14 protein-coding genes and 2 pseudogenes are annotated in these 17,586 nt (G+C 53.5%); 8 read left to right on the plus strand and 8 right to left on the minus strand.

Going from position 1 to position 17,586, the window contains the following annotated elements; translation table 11 throughout:
• Nucleotides 1-212: 212 nt before the first annotated feature.
• From DI44_RS05260 to DI44_RS05240, 7 genes are all read left to right on the plus strand, one after another.
• The gene (locus DI44_RS05260; RefSeq protein WP_033025824.1) at nucleotides 213-2,264 is read left to right on the plus strand and encodes an ABC transporter permease; all 2,052 of its coding nucleotides are present in this window, start codon (nucleotides 213-215) and stop codon (nucleotides 2,262-2,264) included.
• Nucleotides 2,261-3,130, plus strand: a complete 870-nt coding sequence (locus tag DI44_RS05255; protein WP_033025825.1) for an ABC transporter ATP-binding protein — start codon at nucleotides 2,261-2,263, stop codon at nucleotides 3,128-3,130. The genes DI44_RS05260 and DI44_RS05255 overlap by 4 nt, the downstream gene beginning before the upstream one ends.
• A complete protein-coding gene (locus tag DI44_RS05250; protein ID WP_033009445.1) occupies nucleotides 3,127-3,786 on the plus strand; it encodes a hypothetical protein in 660 nt (219 codons plus the stop codon). Before DI44_RS05255 ends, DI44_RS05250 begins: the two co-directional genes overlap by 4 nt.
• A 353-nt stretch (nucleotides 3,787-4,139) precedes the next feature.
• A complete protein-coding gene (locus DI44_RS0117235) occupies nucleotides 4,140-5,840 on the plus strand; it encodes an ABC transporter permease (RefSeq protein WP_241766394.1) in 1,701 nt (566 codons plus the stop codon).
• A 162-nt stretch (nucleotides 5,841-6,002) separates the two neighbouring features.
• Nucleotides 6,003-6,278, plus strand: a complete 276-nt coding sequence (locus DI44_RS18190) for a hypothetical protein (protein WP_235048666.1) — start codon at nucleotides 6,003-6,005, stop codon at nucleotides 6,276-6,278.
• Nucleotides 6,262-7,128, plus strand: coding sequence for an ATP-binding cassette domain-containing protein (locus DI44_RS05245; RefSeq protein WP_011231846.1), 867 nt, complete (start codon nucleotides 6,262-6,264; stop codon nucleotides 7,126-7,128). The genes DI44_RS18190 and DI44_RS05245 overlap by 17 nt, the downstream gene beginning before the upstream one ends.
• A complete protein-coding gene (locus tag DI44_RS05240) occupies nucleotides 7,121-7,753 on the plus strand; it encodes a hypothetical protein (RefSeq protein WP_011231847.1) in 633 nt (210 codons plus the stop codon). The genes DI44_RS05245 and DI44_RS05240 overlap by 8 nt, the downstream gene beginning before the upstream one ends.
• Nucleotides 7,754-7,878: 125 nt before the next feature.
• Here DI44_RS05240 and DI44_RS0117245 read toward each other — a convergent pair.
• From DI44_RS0117245 to DI44_RS05210, 6 genes and pseudogenes are all read right to left on the minus strand, one after another.
• Nucleotides 7,879-8,175 (minus strand): annotated as a pseudogene (locus DI44_RS0117245) (nucleotidyltransferase domain-containing protein).
• A gap of 107 nt (nucleotides 8,176-8,282) precedes the next feature.
• Nucleotides 8,283-9,029: an HIRAN domain-containing protein gene (locus tag DI44_RS05235; RefSeq protein WP_033025828.1), complete on the minus strand. Its 747-nt coding sequence runs from the start codon at nucleotides 9,027-9,029 to the stop codon at nucleotides 8,283-8,285.
• A 240-nt stretch (nucleotides 9,030-9,269) separates the two neighbouring features.
• Entirely contained in the window at nucleotides 9,270-9,707 is a 438-nt protein-coding gene (locus tag DI44_RS05225) for a BrxA/BrxB family bacilliredoxin (RefSeq protein ID WP_020756259.1), read from the minus strand.
• 32 nt (nucleotides 9,708-9,739) lie between these two features.
• Nucleotides 9,740-10,888 (minus strand): methylmalonyl Co-A mutase-associated GTPase MeaB, encoded by a 1,149-nt coding sequence (meaB, locus tag DI44_RS05220; RefSeq protein WP_033025829.1) that lies wholly within the window; start codon nucleotides 10,886-10,888, stop codon nucleotides 9,740-9,742.
• Nucleotides 10,885-13,080, minus strand: a complete 2,196-nt coding sequence (scpA, locus tag DI44_RS05215; protein WP_033025830.1) for a methylmalonyl-CoA mutase — start codon at nucleotides 13,078-13,080, stop codon at nucleotides 10,885-10,887. The genes meaB and scpA overlap by 4 nt, the downstream gene beginning before the upstream one ends.
• Complete coding sequence (locus DI44_RS05210) at nucleotides 13,064-15,112, minus strand: methylmalonyl-CoA mutase family protein (protein WP_033025832.1); 2,049 nt, start codon at nucleotides 15,110-15,112, stop codon at nucleotides 13,064-13,066. The genes scpA and DI44_RS05210 overlap by 17 nt, the downstream gene beginning before the upstream one ends.
• Nucleotides 15,113-15,298: 186 nt before the next feature.
• On the opposite strand from DI44_RS05210, the pseudogene DI44_RS19485 reads away from it, so the two are divergent.
• Nucleotides 15,299-15,433: pseudogene (locus DI44_RS19485) on the plus strand (type II toxin-antitoxin system HicB family antitoxin); the annotation flags it as partial.
• Between the two features lie 94 nt (nucleotides 15,434-15,527).
• On the opposite strand, the gene DI44_RS05205 reads toward DI44_RS19485, so the two are convergent.
• Complete coding sequence (locus DI44_RS05205) at nucleotides 15,528-16,112, minus strand: Uma2 family endonuclease (protein ID WP_011231854.1); 585 nt, start codon at nucleotides 16,110-16,112, stop codon at nucleotides 15,528-15,530.
• A gap of 66 nt (nucleotides 16,113-16,178) precedes the next feature.
• Complete coding sequence (locus DI44_RS05200) at nucleotides 16,179-17,585, minus strand: ATP-binding protein (RefSeq protein WP_031206535.1); 1,407 nt, start codon at nucleotides 17,583-17,585, stop codon at nucleotides 16,179-16,181.
• Between the last annotated feature and the right edge of the window lies 1 nt (nucleotide 17,586).

The raw sequence follows: 17,586 nt of genomic DNA on the forward strand, positions 1-17,586 counted from the left end.
GCAGTCAAACTTCTTTGGAAACCCCCACTTCAAATTTTCGCTAGAAAATTAAGTGGGGGTAGTTCACGGCGAAGCAAAAGTGACCGTGAATTAAGTTTGCACGCTTCATTCAACAAGCAAGCGAATGTCAACACGGCTCCATCACACCGGCATTCGCTTGCTTTCCTTTATCGTTGATGGATACGACCATGCTGAAAATGGAGTGACCCCTTATGGCTTTGTTTACTCGCCTATCGTGGTTTTACGCCAAACAGATGGGAAAAAGCATTCTCTATATGGGAACATACACATTTTTGTTAATCATGCTGATGATGCGCTTTCTCATTCGCCAGTACGATTCCTTTGGTAAGACGGATTATGGAAATTTTGTCGGGGAAATGACGTTAATCGTCCAAGCGGCAATGCTGCTGTTTATGGTGTTTTTTTACAAGTTGTTCTCTGATGAATACCGATTTGGCGCCAATCTTTTGTTTGCCGGTTCACTTCGCATCACAGCGTTGAAAATCGCCGCCTTGTTCGCCAATCACCTGTTGTTTCTTGCATTCTTCACCGGTCTGCAAGTTGTGCTCGTATGGCAGTTTTATCGGACATGGAGCCTTCCCTTTTCTTCGTTGTATACCGAAACGGCATCGTATATTGCCGTATATTGGCTATTGCCGTTCGTATTTGCCTTTTTTCTTGGTATTTTCACTGCTCTATTGTTTGGGAAAAACCGATTAAGCTTTGCCTGGATGATGGTCATTTGGCTGGCAATCGGCCCGATGAATACACAATTGTTTTCCCGTTATTTCCATCGCATCCCCTTTTCCGACATCCGTAGTTTGTTCTACATCGGTCCGTTGAATATGGACGATGTATTTCGTGACGTCATTGGATACAGCGTCAGCCTTCCGACGTATATGAAAATATTGTTTTGGATTCTAGCGTCGATGATGGCGGTATGGGCCATTCTTTGGAAAACGGCCCGCACTACAAAGGAGAAAGCGGCCATTATCATGGGCGTTGCTTTGCTTTTGTCGGGTGATGCTTGGTTGTTTCCGCATATTTTCACAGGAAGCAAACTGGTGTTTAGCTACGCTGATTTGGCTCAAGAAAATGTTTACTATCAAACTCATGATCCAACAATCAAACCGAGCACATTGCACTATTCGATTGAACGGTACGACATTCAGCTGGAGGCCAAAAACGGTGTACATGCGAAAGTGAAAGTGACCTTGCGACAAATTCGGGGCGACACGCTGTCGTTCGTGCTTTATCATCATTTTTCTCTGAAGCAAATCACCGATCAAACCGGAAAACAGCTGCCGTTTATTCAACAGGGGGATGTCATCACGGTCAAACGGTCATCCAATCGCTTGACCGACGAATGGACGTTTGAGTATCAAATGAACGATTCCGCGCAAATTCCCATTTCACCGCACTATTTGTTTTTGCCGAGCGATTTCAGCTGGGTGCCGACAAAAGCCGACCATGCGCCGTTTGCCTTTGTGAACGTTCATTCCAGTCCGGTGCCTGTATCGATGCAACCGAGCCATCCGATCCGCTATACGTTGTCGTTTCACGGAACGGCGCCGTTTTATACGAATTTGCCGCGCCGAAGCGACGGAACGTACGAAGGAGTTGTGTCCGGCGGCATTACAGCCGTAGCGGGAATGTTTTTGAAGGAAAAAATCGGGCCGTGGCAGATCGTGTACCCCGCCGATTGGCCGAATCTTAAGCGGAATTGGCCGGTTTTCGAACGTCATGTACGGCGCATCCACCATGACATCGTGCAGATGTTCGATTTAAAAGAGGCAAAGTTGCCGACGAACATCGTGTTGCTCGCTCCCCATGGTGAACAACGGAGCGTATATAGCAGCGATCATTTGCTTCTTCAAATTGATACGCCATATTCCCTTCGCTCCCAAGAAGGAACATTGATGTATTTGCCGGAAATCATAACAGAAGGACTTCTTTGGAGGGGAGCACATTCATCGATGCAAAAAGAAGTGTTTCAAGCGTTGCTGGCAAGATGGTTCCAACAACAATTAGCCCTTCCCTATTCCGGAGGAGATTTGACGTTTGATTTGGCTTTGTCAGTCGACTCTCCTGACGGGAAAACAGAGGAAGTGCTGAGACAGCTGTCTGGGGAGTATGAACGCTTATCCGATGAGAAAAAACAAAAATTTTTGGCTTTATGGTACAAACAAATGAGGGAAGGAGCAGATGGCAGCTGGGAGAAAGCGATACAACTTATCCTCATGGTTCAGGAGGGACAGACATGATCCATGTATCCAGCGTCACGAAACGAATCAAAAAACAACTCATTTTATCGAACGTATCGCTTTGCATGGAAGGGATTTACGGGTTAGTCGGACCGAACGGAGCCGGCAAGACGACATTGATGAAAATATTGGCCGGCTTGACACCCATGGATGAAGGGCAGGTGGCGATCGACGAACGAAGCTGCACCAAAGGAAAATATGTGAAAGCTCATGAACGGATCGGTTATTTGCCGCAAGATTTCATGGTCTATCCGAACATTACGGTCGAAGAAGCGCTTGACCATCTCGCTTTATTGCAAGGAATGATGGACAAACGCGAACGGCACGCGACCGTTGCCGAAGCAATTCAAAAAGTGAACTTGAACGGCCATGAGACGAAAAAGATGTCCGAGCTGTCCGGCGGAATGCGGCGACGGGTGGGAATTGCCCATTTATTGACGCGAAAGCCGTCCATCTTGCTGTTTGACGAGCCGACTGCCGGCTTGGATATTGAAGAGCGAATCCGCTTTCGCCATCTGCTCAAGCAGCTTGGTTCCGAGCATACTATTGTCATTTCTTCGCACATTGTGGAAGACATTGAGTTTTTGTGCACCAAAATTGGGGTTTTAAAACAAGGGCAAGTGTTGTTTGAAGGCACGCCGTCTGAGCTGAAGTCCCGCGCAGAAGGCTGCGTATGGGAATATTGCATACACCCCGAAGAATTGGATGACTTGATCGCAACGAGAGAAGTGGTGCAGCTTCTCGAAGAAGAGGATGGCATTCACGCGCGAGTGTTCTCCAAAAATGGGGGAACAGGGGGGAGACGGGTGGCGCCGCGATTGATCGATGGCTATTTGGCTGTTGTCAGGAGAGGGGAACCAAGATGAAAGCTTACATCGAATGGATGCGAACCGCATTCGTGTTTGACCGCAAGACAATGGGCGGAGCATTTTTTGTTCCACCGGCGATGTTCATCCTATCGCTGTTGCTTATTTTGTTTGTTCCCCGCAAATCGCCAAGTATTTACGACAATGTGATTATCATCCAAGGGCTGTTCATCCCGTTTTCCGGCTGGTGCCTCATCTATCGGTTCGGCGAACTGTATGAAGATGGAGCGCAAGAAACGCTTGTCCCTTACTATAGGCAATGGGTTTGGATCGATATCGTACGTTATTCTTTCATCCATTTGTTTGGGGTTGTCGTGCTAAGCGGGGCATTCATGTGGAAATATGGAGTTTCTTCTTTGTCTTTTTTGAATCTCATTCATTTCATTCTATTGACGTTCTTTTACCTATTTTTCAGCACTGCAGCCCTTGTTCTTACAAAAAACACCAATATCGCACTGACAGTCATTTTTATTTATACGGTGCTTGAAGTGGCCACATTAGGAACGTTCATGCCTTGGCCACATATCTTTTTGTTCGAGCCGCCGGTTTGGGAACCGATGCTCATCAGCAAATTCATCATGTTAACGCTGTCCATCTTTCTAGCAGCATTCATCACCATTGTATGGATGAGCAAAGGAGATCGGAAACCTCAATAAAAGCAGATAGGGGATCATTGACGTTTGGCGGCAAATAACGGCTTACCATCCAAACGAAAGGCTATGCTTACAAATTGATCAATTGGTGGCCCGACAGCGTCGTCGCCTCCACCAACTGGCTCAATCCTGGTCAAGAAGAAACGCGCAGTTTTCCACAAACCAAAGACGATAAGTATTATGGCCAAATTGTTGGCCAAACGGTTGGTTCAAGAGGATACGTGACCATTACGGTCAAATAACGATGCCGAATCCGGATGATGAGGAAGTCAGGGATACGCCTAAAAAAGAATGCGGAGATCCCTGACCGCATTTTTCATTTGTCAACTTCTCAGAAAGAAAGCGGTTGATCGGTGATGAGGTGGAAATGGCTGTTTGTTTTTTATTGGAAACGATTGTTGAAAAGCAAGTTATACGTTGGCGCCAGCATCCTATTTTTTGTTTTGCTGCTTGTCAGGTTCGTTTTATTCTTTTCAGACGATATGAATGCAGGCATGGAATACTCTGGAGATTTGCCTTCTGAAGTGTTCATGCTTGTCCAAATCGTTTCGCTCTTTTACATCGTATGGTTCTACTTTCTCTACTCCAACGAGCTTCGTTACGGCGTTTCGTCATGGTTCGCCGACGGCTACCGGATTTTGCTGGAGAAAATGAGCGCCTTGCTGGCGGTTCATGCGCTGTGCCAAGGGATCATGCTGATGATGAGCTACGGCGTTTTTTCACTCGTGTATCTCTTCGTTGGGGTGGAGCCTTCGGATCTGTATTGGTCGCTGCTTCGGTTTCTCGCCGTCTACCAGTTTGGACCGCTCGTGCTCACCGTTCTGTACGGCGTCATCATCGCGCTGCTGTTGGAAACGAAAAAGGTCAGTTTTTTCGCTATGTTGCTTGTATGGATCCTGACCGGCCCGATGACGACTGAGCTGTTCATCGATTTGTCCCAAACCGTTCATGCCCGCGACTGGACGTCGCTGCTGTTTATCGGAAAACACGCCATTCAACAGGCGTATGATTCCTACATCGGGTTTGAGGTCGACCGCGGCGGGGAATGGAAATGGGCCGCATGGTTTCTTTCCCTTGTCGGATTGGCGTTGTTGTCGTCGATCCGCTTTACGCAGACGAGAAAGGAGCGAAACGCCGTCCTGAAAGCGCTGCTCATCTTCCCGTTTCTGATCGTCCTAACCGCCTGCCACTCCTTGCAAACAAACACCAAGGCGTTCACCCGGGCCGATCAGACGACCGAACTTGAGGAGTACCGTCGAATGCCGCAAACCATCAAGGCCGATTTGCGCTACCGTATCCAGTCGTATGACATTTCTTTGCATGGATCGCGCGCGGTCGTGCGCGTGGCCTTGTCCCAGTTGGACACAAACCGGCCCACGTTTCAACTGTACCATTTGTATCCGCTCCACTCGATTGAAGCGGACCACCAGCCCGTCACGTTTACGAGAAACGGCGATCTCGTGACCGTGCGGCTGCCGAAACGCACCTCGACGCTCACCTTTTCCTATGAGATCGTCGATACGGCGCTCATTCCGTACACGAACGGCCGCATCGTCCTGTTGGCGGATCGGGCGTGGTATCCGAAAAGGAGGGCTTCGCACATGTATCGGGCTTATGAATATCGGGTGGCGGGAACGAGAGCTTGGGATGGGGCGTTCACCGATCAATTCGTTCCGAATGAAACGTACACCTTTACCTTGAACGTGGACGGCGATGTGCTGTTTTGCAATGTGCCAAAGCGGGGGACGGGTTACCGAGGGAAAGCGCAGGCGGTCACCTTGATCAAAGGGCAAGGGCATCAACTCGTCGATCAAGGATATGAGATCACCTACCCGGCTGACTGGCCGCACATGGCGGAACGGGCGCCGACGGTCATCCGCCAGTTGAAAAAAACGTTTCATCATGTACAACAAATCGCATCCACGGCGGTTTCATCGCTGCCGAACAAGATTGTGTTCTCCAGCTCGGGGCTATCCTCGTTTATGGCCCATGACCATCTTGTCTATATAAGTTGCAATAAAGATTTTCCGATTGTTCGATTCTGTTTTCCTTCATAACAAGTCATTTTGATAGAATGCAGCGGGCGCTCTACTGGATGTAAAACAAAGTTTCAACTTATATATAACACGAATTTTTTTTCGATTGGCACCTATCATATGGAACGAGATTATTATGAAAAAATGCTCCGTCTTTCGGTTCCGCCGAAAGGATCGCGGATCATGTACAACGAGTGGATTTCGCTGGCCACCCGCTGGCTGATGCAAAAACAAGGCCTTTCGGTGATCGACTGGAGCTCCAAAAGCGAGTGGTTCGAGTCGCAGCCGTCATCCGTAAAGAAGCAAATTGAAGCCATTTATCAGGCGTTTCAGCCGCTGGATGTCGACCAAAAGCAACAATGTTTGCGGACATGGTATGCGAACATGGACGACGGTTGGACATGGGACCGCATCTTGGAGATGATGCAGGAGGTGAACGGCGTTGGCGGTCGTCATTGAAGGATTGACGAAAATCGTGAAAAAGAAGCCGATTTTATCCGATGTATCCCTCACCCTCTCCGGCGTGTACGGCTTGCTGGGGCCAAACGGCGCCGGCAAGACGACGTTGATGCGCATTGTGGCCGGACTGTTGGAGTTCAATGCCGGACGGGTGTCGCTCGGAGACGAGCCGATCAGCACGGGCGCGAGAGTGAAGCGGGTGAACGAGATCGGCTATTTGCCGCAAGAGTTTATGATGTATCCGGAGCTGACGATGTATGAAGTGCTTGAGCATCTCGCCGTCTTGCAAGGGGAACATCCCGCCGCCTGCCGCTCCAAAATCGAGAAGGTCATCGAACAAGTCAACTTGTCTTCGCACCTCAACAAAAAAATGCGCGAGCTGTCCGGCGGCATGCGGCGGCGGGTGGGCATTGCCATGCTGCTGCTTCGGGAGCCGTCCATCCTCCTGTTTGATGAGCCGACGGCCGGGCTTGACATCCGCGAGCGCGTGCGGTTTCGCAATTTGTTGAAGCGGCTGGGGCACGATCATACGATCGTCATCTCTTCGCACCTTGTCGAGGACATTGAATTTTTGTGCACGAAAATTGGGGTGTTGGACCGCGGCGTGGTGCTGTTTGAAGGCAGTCCCGATGAGCTCAAGCAAAAAGCCGCCCCTTATACGTATGAGTTGGACGTGCCATTGGAGGAGCTTGACTCGGTTATGGCCGCCAACGAAGTCGTTCAAATGAGCGAAGAGCCTTCCCACGTCGTCGTGCGCGTCTTGTCCGAACAACCCATCGGCCGGCCTGTCGCCCCGCGGCTGATGGACGGATATTTGGCGTTGTTGAAAGAGGCGGAAGCGCATGGATAAAAAAACGATCGCCCATCATTTTTCTTTTGACCGCCGCTTGCTCGGCCGATTGTACTGGTTTCCGTTTCTCGTGTATGGGCTGTGCGTCGGGTTGATGGCGGTCTTGTCCGCCCGCTCCGACGAACCGTTTTTGCCGTACACCGTCATCCAAGGCATTGCCGTGCCGATCGCCGGATGGCATCTCGTCTTTTTGTACCGCCATTTGTACGACGAAGGGGCGAAAGACGCGTTGGTATGGCATTACCGGAAAGCGGTCGTCTTCGACTTGGTCCGCTATGCCGTTTTGCATGGGGGATGCATCGCTCTTCTTGTCGCGGCGGTCATAGGGATTCAAGGAACGATGTTTCTCACCGCTCCCGTGTTGGGGCACCTGTTTCTGTTGTTTTTGTTTTACCAGTTGATTGGGCTTGCCTTGTTAGGCGTCTTTGGCAGCCTGGATGTCGCCTTGTCCGTCATCGCGGTCTATACGTTTATGGAAGTCGCGACGCAAGGGACGTTCATGCCGTGGCCGCATCTGTTTTTGTTTCAAGCGCCGGCGGATTCGCTGTCCCTCCTTCTCCCCATGATGTGGCTGGGGGCGGGCATTGTCCTTTCGGTGTGGTGGATTGGACGGGAGTTTTGGTAAACGAGGGCGGAACCCAACAGAGGAATGTGGGGGCTTGCTGGTGTGGTCTCCGTTCGTTGGACACACCCGTACAGCCCCCACCTCATCTCCCCGATACGGGACAGACCATCCTAAACAAAAATAGTTTATGAGCGGGCTTTGTCATCAATCGTCTTCCCGTCGCGCTCGATTTCGCGCCGGATCGCTTCGTTCAGCGCGTCAAAAAAGAGCACATCACATGAGTAAATGCCGACAATCTCGTCAAGATCCTCTTTGATTTTCCACTTCTGTTTTCCGGTCTAGTCAATGCACAAGTCAATGTCCGAGTTGTAGCGGGCCGTGCCGCGCGCCCGCGAGCCGAACAAAACGACTTTTTGTATATCTTCTTCGCCCGCGAAATACGCCATCAGCCGTTCAAACACGGTCGGGCTCATTCCATACATCACGGTCGATCACTTCTTCTTTGATGTTTTGCAGTAGCGTTTCGATTTCGTGGACATATTCATTCATCTGAAATCAAACATGCCTACTTCAGAAAACAGTGAACAGACTAAATCACTTCTAACGATATTTCATGTAGCATATCGAGATCTTGCGTCTGGCAAGATGGAAGGAGCTCACCGTAGACACTTATATTTACTTTCCGCTGTGGAAAAGCCTCAACATGAATTGATTCAATTCTCGCCATATAACGCCCGTTATTTTGAATAAGGTTAAACATAAACTCGCTATAGAAAGCAGGAATATACCCTAGCTTACCCCCTTCATCTGTTAACACTTCTACTGCTTTAGAATCTTGCCTATTCTCCGGCTCTAACCGAAAATGCACCTCATCTCCCACTTTAAGATGTTGAACCACTTGATCTCCCTCATAATACCTCCAACCGGCGACATAAAAATCAAAATCGAAATGATTTCCCGATACATAAATGGGCGCTACAAATTCATAAGAATCTGTCGCAAGTTTACCACCAGTCGCTCGCAGCATATCCATATCTGTACAATCGCGCGGCAAGCCGTATGTCCGCAAAATTTCTAAAAAATCCGGACGGCGCCGGTCAGGCAAACGCCGCTCAAAAGGCCCGAACAATCTGTTAGAAACGTATTTTTTTCCTATATCCGGAAACGACAAATGAGGTTGATAACCGTTTTCTAGTGCTTCGAACAGTCCTCTTCTCTTCCTGCTACGTTCATAATAAAATACATACTTATCCCCATCGTGTAATAAGTTTCCAATATGATATCGCTGCCGAGTACATTCATTTTGCCAAATTAACCAAAGCACAAAAGGGCGCATCGCTTATTTCACCTCCATATACCAATTTACGAGCCATTCTTTTCGATACTGTAATAATTTTAATACCCATTCTTTGTAAATTTTACTCATGACATTTTCTGAAACACCATCTAAAACAGTTGTGACTTGTTGCTCATTTATTTGACTGATACGATCAATTTCCTTCTTCATTTCTATTATCACAAACAATAATGGTCATGCAAAAACCCGAAGTCCCTTTTCGAACTTCGGGTTCTCCTTTCACACTTCCTCGCAATATTCGTCAAACAGCGCCTGCAGCTTTTGCACGACGGCGACCGGTTCGTGCCCTTCGATGTCGTGTCGGTGCAGCATGGCGCACAATTTCCCGTCTTTTAACAAGGCGAACGACGGCGAGGATGGCGGCTCGCCGACAAAATATTCGCGCGCGCGGGCGGTTGCTTCTTTGTCTTGGCCGGCAAAGACGGTCACCAAATGGTCCGGGCGCTTGTCGTAATGAACCGCGTGGGCCGCTGCCGGACGGGCGATGCCGCCGGCGCAGCCGCACACCGAGTTGATGAGGACAAGCGTTGTGCCCGGACGGCGGAATGCCGCATCGACGTCTTCCGGCGTGCGCAGTTCTTCAAATCCGGCTTCGACCGCTTCACGCCGCGCTTGTTCGACGATGTCGTGATAGAGCGGAAATTGAAATTGGAACATCGTGACACCTCCTTCGATTTGCCTTTATCATATCACAGTTCACCGCCTCGCTTCCGTTCATACGCCTCGATCAGCTCGCGGACGGCGGCGGTGACCGGCTTGGCGCCGGAAATGACGCTGTTCTCGAGCATCGGGAGCTTTTCTTTCACGACCGGATCGGCAAAAAAGCGCGTTTCCACATATTCTTTGATCATGGCGTGCATCCAGTCTTTTTGCTGCTGGCGGCGGCGGTCGAAAAAGACGCCGGATTGCTTCGTCGTCTCGACAAACGTTTGAATGACGCGCCACATGTCGGCGATCCCTTCGCCCAACAGCGCCGAGCATGTGTATGCTTTCGTCTCCCAGCCGGGCGTGGCCGGGCGGAGGTAATGGAGAAACTGGTTGTATTCGTTTTGCGCCATCCGCGCTTTTTCTTTATTATCGCCGTCCGCCTTGTTGATGACGATGGCGTCCACCAGCTCCATGATGCCGCGCTTCATGCCTTGCAGCTCATCGCCGGCGCCGGTTAAGGCGAGCAGCAGGAAAAAGTCAACCATCCCGCGGACGACAAACTCGCTTTGCCCGACGCCGACCGTCTCGACGAGGATGATGTCATAGCCGGCCGCTTCGCACAGCATCATCGTCTCGCGCGTTTTTCGGTGTACGCCGCCAAGCGCCCCGCCCGATGGGGACGGACGGATGAAAGCAAGCGGATTGCGGGCAAGCGCCTCCATCCGCGTTTTGTCGCCAAGGATGCTGCCGCCGGTCAATGAGCTTGTCGGGTCGACGGCTAACACCGCGACGCGGTGCCCTTGCTCGCATAAAAACGTGCCAAACGCTTCAATGAACGTGCTTTTTCCCGCCCCCGGCACGCCGGTGACGCCGATGCGAATCGAGCGGCCGACGTGCGGAAGCAGTTCATTGAGCACTTGCTGGGCAAGATCCATATGCCTAGACGCATTGCTTTCGACAAGCGTAATCGCCTGCGCCAAAATGGTGCGGTCGCCGGCGAGCACTCCTTGGACGTATTCTTTAACCGATCGTTCTTTTCGCCGCACGAGCCGCTTCGGCGCAGGTGGGCGCTCGGCTTGCACGTACGACGACAGACCATTGCCGTCCGCCCATTCCGGGCGCCGCGGCTGCCCGTCCGAAGCTGCGCTCTGGCCACTTTCCTGTTCCCGCCGTTTCTCTTCCCCGCTCATGGGTTCACTTCCTCATAGCCAAGCCGGGCATAAATTTCATCCAACACCTTTTCCGCTGACTCCGGAATCACGGTTCCCGGCCCGAAGATGGCGGCGGCGCCGTGCTCATACAAAAACGCGTAGTCTTGCGGCGGGATGACGCCGCCGACAAAAACGAGAATGTCGCCGCGGCCGAGTTTTTCAAGCTCCGCCACAAGCTGCGGCACGAGCGTTTTATGTCCGCCGGCCAGTGAGCTGATGCCGACAGCGTGCACATCGTTTTCGACCGCCTGGCGCGCCGTTTCTTCCGGCGTTTGAAAGAGCGGGCCGATGTCGACGTCAAACCCTAAATCGGCAAACGCTGTGGCGACGACTTTCGCCCCGCGGTCATGCCCATCCTGTCCCATTTTCGCAATCAAGATGCGCGGACGCCGCCCTTCCAGTTCGGCGAACTGCTCCACCCGCCGCTTCACCCGTTCGAGCTGGGTTTCGTTTTTGTATTCCGAGCTGTAAACGCCGCTAATCGAGCGGATCACCGCTTTATGGCGCTTCGCCACTTTTTCAATCGCATACGAAATTTCGCCCAATGTCGCACGGACGCGCGCCGCTTGGACGGCAAGCTCAAGCAAGTTCCCTTCGCCCGTTTCCGCCGCTTTTGTAATGGCGGCAAGCGCCGCTTCGACCTGCTCGCTATCGCGCGTCGCCTTGAGCTCGTTCAGCCGCTCGATTTGCCGCTTTCGCACGGCGGTGTTGTCGACTTCCAAAATGTCGATCGGTTCTTCTTTGTCCGGGCGGTATTTGTTCACGCCGATGATCGTTTCCGCTCCTGAATCGATGCGCGCTTGGCGGCGGGCCGCCGCTTCTTCGATGCGCATTTTCGGGATGCCCGTTTCAATGGCTTTCGCCATCCCGCCCAAGCTTTCGATTTCTTCGATATGCGCCCACGCCCGTTTCATCAATTCGTTCGTCAACGCTTCGACGTAATACGAACCGGCCCACGGGTCGATCGTCCGGCAAATGCCCGTTTCTTCCTGCAAGTACAGCTGTGTATTGCGGGCGATGCGCGCCGAGAAATCCGTCGGCAAGGCGATCGCTTCATCCAAGGCGTTCGTATGGAGCGACTGCGTATGCCCCATCGCCGCCGCGTGCGCCTCGATGAGCGTGCGCACGACGTTGTTGAACGGATCTTGCTCGGTCAAGCTCCAGCCCGACGTTTGCGAATGCGTCCTGAGAGCGAGCGATTTCGGGTTTTTCGGGTTGAACGTTTTCATCATTTTCGCCCACATGAGGCGCGCCGCCCGCAGTTTCGCCACTTCCATAAAGTAGTTCATGCCGATCGCCCAGAAAAACGACAGCCTCGGCGCGAACGAGTCGATGTCAATGCCCGCTTTCAAGCCGGTGCGCACGTACTCAAGCCCGTCGGCGAGCGTGTACGCCAGCTCCAGATCAGCCGGCGCCCCGGCTTCCTGCATATGGTAGCCGGAGATGCTGATGCTGTTGAACTTCGGCATGTATTTGGCCGTATAGGCGAAAATGTCGGCGATGATGCGCATCGACATCTCCGGCGGATAAATGTACGTGTTGCGCACCATATATTCTTTCAAAATATCGTTTTGAATCGTGCCGGACAGTTTGTCTTGCGTCACTCCCTGCTCTTCGGCGGTGACGATGTAAAACGCCATGATCGGGAGCACCGCCCCGTTCATCGTCATCGACACCGACATTTGGTCGAGCGGGATGCCGTCAAACAAAATTTTCATATCGAGCACCGAATCGATGGCCACCCCTGCTTTGCCGACGTCGCCGACGACGCGCGGATGGTCGGAGTCATAGCCGCGATGGGTGGCCAGGTCAAAGGCGACCGACAACCCTTTTTGCCCCATCGCCAAGTTGCGCCGGTAAAAGGCGTTGCTCTCCTCGGCGGTCGAAAAGCCGGCGTATTGGCGGATCGTCCACGGCCGCACGACGTACATCGTCGGGTACGGCCCGCGCAAGTACGGCGGCAAGCCGGGCATATAATCAAGAAAATCAAGCCCATCGATGTCTTCCTTTGTATACAGCGGCTTCACCGCAATGTGCTCATTCGTCTGAACCAACAGCTCATCGATCGACGCTTGCACGCGCCGCTCGATGGCGTCTTTCCACTGTTTCTCCTCCACATCGGCCGCCGCCGTGGAAAGCGGCATGGTGGTAAAATCAACGTACTTCGCCATCCAACGCCACCCCTCTTTCCGTGAAAAACGCCACGATCACCTCGTACGCGTTCGAACCGAGATGAATCGATCCGTCCACGCCCGCGGCCCCGTACGTGTTCTCGAGCTCTTCCGGCGGCTTTCCGGCGACATACAGCTTCGCGTTCGGCTTGGCCTGCTTGAACGCCCGAGCCAACGCCGGAACAAACGCCGGGTAATCGTCGTCGGCGCCGCACACGATATAATGCGTCCCGCTCGTGCTTTGCACCCATTCAACCGCTTCCGCGACCGAGGCAAAGCCGTCGCTCCGCTCAGCCGCCACCCCGCCGGCCGCAAACAGCCCGGCGATGAAATCGGCGCGCGCTTGATGGCGGACAAGCGGCCCGATATTGATCAAGTGAACGGAAAGCCGGCTTCCCGTACGCTCCGCATGCTTCTCGGCCGCCTTGCGCAGCCGCTCAAACGGCTCGGCCAAGCGCCATGCGCGAATCGGCGCAATGCGGATGGACGTGTTTCCGTCAGCGAGAGCCGCCGCGATTTCCCGAGCGGTTGCTCGACGGCGGGCCGCGCCAATTGCGGCTTCCACCCAATTCCCACTGACGAGCGTACTGCGAATGTCGGCCATCCGCTTTTCATCCAGCGGCGGCAACTCGTTCGCCGCGGCTTGCGTCGGCTTTTCGATCGGCGTTTCTTCTAAGTTCGCATACACGTTCGTGCCGACGATTTTTTCCTTCCGCATCTTGACCCGATCAAGCCGCCGCTTGGCGACCGCTTCCACTTCCGCCTGCACGAAGCCGGCTTCGAGCGCCTTCGCCATGCCGCCTTGTTCTTCGACGCGTTGGAACAGCTTCCACGCTTCTTCAGCGAGCTTGGCGGTCAACGTTTCCACATAATACGAGCCGCCCGCCGGGTCGATGACGTTTGCCATATGCGCCTCTTCAAGCAAAATGAGCTGCGTGTTGCGGGCGATGCGCCGTGAAAACTCATCAGCGAGTCCGATCGCTTCGTCAAACGGCGACACGTGCACGCCATCGGCGCCGCCGACAACGGCCGCAAACGCTTCCGCCGCCGCCCGCAGCATGTTCACATACGGGTCGTACACCGTTTTCGTAAACGGCGACGTGCGCACATATAGCTCGATCCGCTTTGCGGATTCACCGCCGCCAAACGCCTCCATCACTTGAGCAAACAAGCGCCGCGCCGCCCGCAGTTTTGCGATTTCCATAAAAAAATCCGCTCCAACCGCAAACGACGCTTGCATCCGCACCGCGATGTCGTCGACCGCCAAGCCTCGATCGAGCCCGGCGCGGATGTACTCGACCGCTGTCGCCATCGCAAACGCCAGCTCCTGTACGGCGTTCGCCCCGCCGTTATGGTACGGCTCGCCGCGCACGAACATCGTGCGGACAGCAGGCATCTCGTCCTTCGCCCACATCGTTGCTTCCGCCATTTCATCATACAGCCGCTCAAGCGAACACGGAAGCGTCCCCTGTTCCGCCCACGCTCCGAGCGGATCCATGCCGATCGCGCCCCGTACGCTCGATAGCGGCACTCCCTGTTCCTTGAAATAAGCGACAAGCAGCGCCAAAAACGAAAGCGACCGCGCCCCGGCGTTCACCCGGAGCGAATAGCGATCGAGCGGCACGCCAGCAAACATCGCCGCCACATCCTCAACCGACTCGACGGCAAACGGCAGCCGGCCGAGAGCGAAATGGATTTCCGTCTGTCCCCGCTCCAAGTCGTGCTTGACCGCTTCGTTCCATTCCGACGGGCTCGCCGCCGAAATCTCCTGGCTCACCTTCCACGGCCCGCCCCGATACCCTTCCGGCCGCGCTCCGCGCACGTACTGGCCAAAGCCCGGGTACTGCTCCAGCGGGCCGAGCGCCTCCACATCGCGGCGCGTATAGAGCGGTTTGACCGCAATGTTTTCGTACGTCATCGATACAAGCCGCTCGAGCGGCTTGCCTTTCAGCGACTTTTCCGCTTCCCGCTCCCACTCCTCCACCGTCGGAGCCGGAAACGCCGCTTCCTTCATCTTTGCGACATCGCTCATTCCGATCCCCCTTTGCCTTCCAGACATAAGAAACCGCTTTCTTTTCAAGCCGCACCTTTCCCTCTCGAACCCGTCTGCTCAGAACGAAGCGCTGATGACGCTTCGTGTGGGAAAAAACGGTTTCTATGTTTATTGTAGTACATCGGCCGCGTTTGGGCAATGAACAAAAAGGCAAACAACTTGCTGATGCCACCATTTCGCCATGAAATGGAAAACAAAGCGGTCAAAAAAACATGAACGATCCCGAAATGGCTCGATGACTTGGCGAAACAACACCATCTCAACGATTCACAAATCCTCCAAGAAGCCCTGAAAAAACATGAAAGGAAGAGGGCGTTGTTGCATGCTCTCTTGGACGATGCTCCCTCGTCCCCCTCCAAATCACCGCTTAGCGAAAATCTCAACTGCCATTTATTCATTGGAAAATGTTTCGCAAATCGATCACGAAATCCTTCAATACATGAACCAAAACGGCGTCATCCCGGTTGTACACTCCATGAAGTTCCAATCTTCCTGTTTTTCCGCGCAAATACACTTCCACCACTTGATTCGCCGGGTCAACGATCCAATATTCCTTCACCCCGGCCCGCTCGTACGCGATCCGTTTGTCCATCCGGTCGATTTTGGCCGTGGCGGGGGACAAGATCTCGACGACCAAATCCGGAGCCCCGACAATGCGGTTTTTTTGAATTTTGTTTTTGTCGCAGATGACGACAAGATCGGGGCATACCCAGTTTCGGACGTTTTCATCCATCCATCCCTTTCGATGATCTTCGAAAAGATACACATCGATCGGGGCGGCCAACACGCGGCAATCCTTCCCACGAAGATGCATCCCGAATTCAATGGAAAGTTGGAGCGAAACTGATTGATGTTCCGGTGTCGGCGACGGCGCCATGCTGATGATGTTCCCATCCAACACCTCGCACCGTTTTCCTTCCGGCCATGTCGCATACTCTTTGTAGGTCATAGGGGCCTGTTCCTTTTCTGGTGAACCCATATCCTCCACCTGCCTCCTAATTTTATATTGATTATACACCATCTATTCCTGTGTCTTGAACGATGTTTATTCCTCTTCCCGAACGAGCGGCAGGCGGACGAATACGGTCATCCCGCGTCCAAGGTCGCTGTCGAACCAAATCGCGCCGTCATGAAGAGAGACGATTTGTTTGACGATGGCAAGCCCCAAGCCGGTGCCGCCTTCTTTGCGGGTGCGGGCGCGGTCGACGCGGAAAAAGCGCTGGCCGAGAAGCGGGAGCTGGTCTTTCGGAATTCCTTTTCCCGTGTCTTGGATGACAAGCTCGCCTTCCGCTTCCGACAAGCGGGAAAGCCGCACCGTCACCGCGCCGCCTTCCGGGGTGTAGCGGATGGCGTTGTCGAGCAAGTTGCGCACGACTTGTTCGAGCCGGTCGGCGTCGCCGTTGACGATGATGTCATAGTCCAACTCGCACGCCAACTCGATCCGCTTTTGCGCGGCGATCGGTTCGTACGTGGCGATGACATCTTCGATCACTTGGGCAAACGCCACCGGCGCGCGCTCGAGCGGCACGCTTTGCCCTTCAAGGCGCGCCAGGTCAAGAAGATCGCGCACCAGCCGCTCCATCCGCTCCGTTTCGCGGTGGATAAGGCGAAGGTACGCCTTTTCTTCTTCCTTCGTTTTCGCGAGGCCAGCAAGGAGTGCTTCGCTGTATCCTTTCATATAGCTGAGCGGCGTGCGCAGCTCATGCGAGACGTTCGCTAAGAACTCGCGTTTCCGCTCGTCTTCTTTAGCAATGGCGTCCGCCATTTGGTTGAACGCCTCCGCCAGGCGGCCGATTTCATCATCGCTCCGCACGGGGATGTCCGCTTCGTAGCGTCCTTCCGCCATGCGTTCTGCCGCTTGTTCCATCGCTTGGAGCGGCTCGGTCATCTGCCGCACCATCCGTCGGCCGACAACTAAAAGCGCGGCGGCGAATATGGCGGCCAACGGCCAAAACGCGGCGGCCGCCCGCTTCGTTGCTTCCTGAACGTCGGCTAACGGCAAATACAAGTAAATCGCTCCTTCAAGCCGCTTGCCGTCCAAAAGCGGAACGACGACCGCCATCACGCGGCGGCCGAACCGCTTTTCGTATCCCGTTTTGACAACAGGCTTCCCGGCTAACAGCGTTTCCCGGTCGCGGCCGCTGACTAACGCGTCATAGTGGACCGGAAACGGAAAGCAGGCGCTCAGTTCGCGCGGGTTGTCAATCAACAAGATCGTGGCCGTTGATTTTTCGTCATACCATTCGATTTGACGGCGATATGCCTCCGTCACCGCCCCGCCGCGATAGTCGCGGGCGAGGCTCGTCCCTTCCGCGATCAACGTTCGCTCAACTTCTTTCATGTACACCGTCCGGTAAAAATAATTCAGAAGGCCAAAGGAAAACGCCAGCGTCGCCACGACCGCGGCCCCGATCGCCAGCCATAGTTTTTGTCCTAACCGAAGCCGTTTCATG

This window comes from Geobacillus sp. CAMR5420, assembly GCF_000691465.1.
Classification (GTDB): domain Bacteria; phylum Bacillota; class Bacilli; order Bacillales; family Anoxybacillaceae; genus Geobacillus; species Geobacillus thermoleovorans.

Bases quoted from the DNA above. Each gene is read 5' to 3' on its own strand.
- meaB (WP_033025829.1), bottom strand. From the start codon at position 10,888: ATGAGCGGGGAAGAGAAACGGCGGGAACAGGAAAGTGGCCAGAGCGCA.
- DI44_RS05250 (WP_033009445.1), top strand. From the start codon at position 3,127: ATGAAAGCTTACATCGAATGGATGCGAACCGCATTCGTGTTTGACCGC.
- scpA (WP_033025830.1), bottom strand. From the start codon at position 13,080: ATGGCGAAGTACGTTGATTTTACCACCATGCCGCTTTCCACGGCGGCG.
- DI44_RS05210 (WP_033025832.1), bottom strand. From the start codon at position 15,112: ATGAGCGATGTCGCAAAGATGAAGGAAGCGGCGTTTCCGGCTCCGACG.
- DI44_RS05200 (WP_031206535.1), bottom strand. From the start codon at position 17,585: ATGAAACGGCTTCGGTTAGGACAAAAACTATGGCTGGCGATCGGGGCC.
- DI44_RS18190 (WP_235048666.1), top strand. From the start codon at position 6,003: ATGTACAACGAGTGGATTTCGCTGGCCACCCGCTGGCTGATGCAAAAA.
- DI44_RS05235 (WP_033025828.1), bottom strand. From the start codon at position 9,029: ATGCGCCCTTTTGTGCTTTGGTTAATTTGGCAAAATGAATGTACTCGG.
- DI44_RS05260 (WP_033025824.1), top strand. From the start codon at position 213: ATGGCTTTGTTTACTCGCCTATCGTGGTTTTACGCCAAACAGATGGGA.
- DI44_RS05205 (WP_011231854.1), bottom strand. From the start codon at position 16,112: ATGGGTTCACCAGAAAAGGAACAGGCCCCTATGACCTACAAAGAGTAT.
- DI44_RS05240 (WP_011231847.1), top strand. From the start codon at position 7,121: ATGGATAAAAAAACGATCGCCCATCATTTTTCTTTTGACCGCCGCTTG.
- DI44_RS0117235 (WP_241766394.1), top strand. From the start codon at position 4,140: ATGAGGTGGAAATGGCTGTTTGTTTTTTATTGGAAACGATTGTTGAAA.
- DI44_RS05255 (WP_033025825.1), top strand. From the start codon at position 2,261: ATGATCCATGTATCCAGCGTCACGAAACGAATCAAAAAACAACTCATT.
- DI44_RS05225 (WP_020756259.1), bottom strand. From the start codon at position 9,707: ATGTTCCAATTTCAATTTCCGCTCTATCACGACATCGTCGAACAAGCG.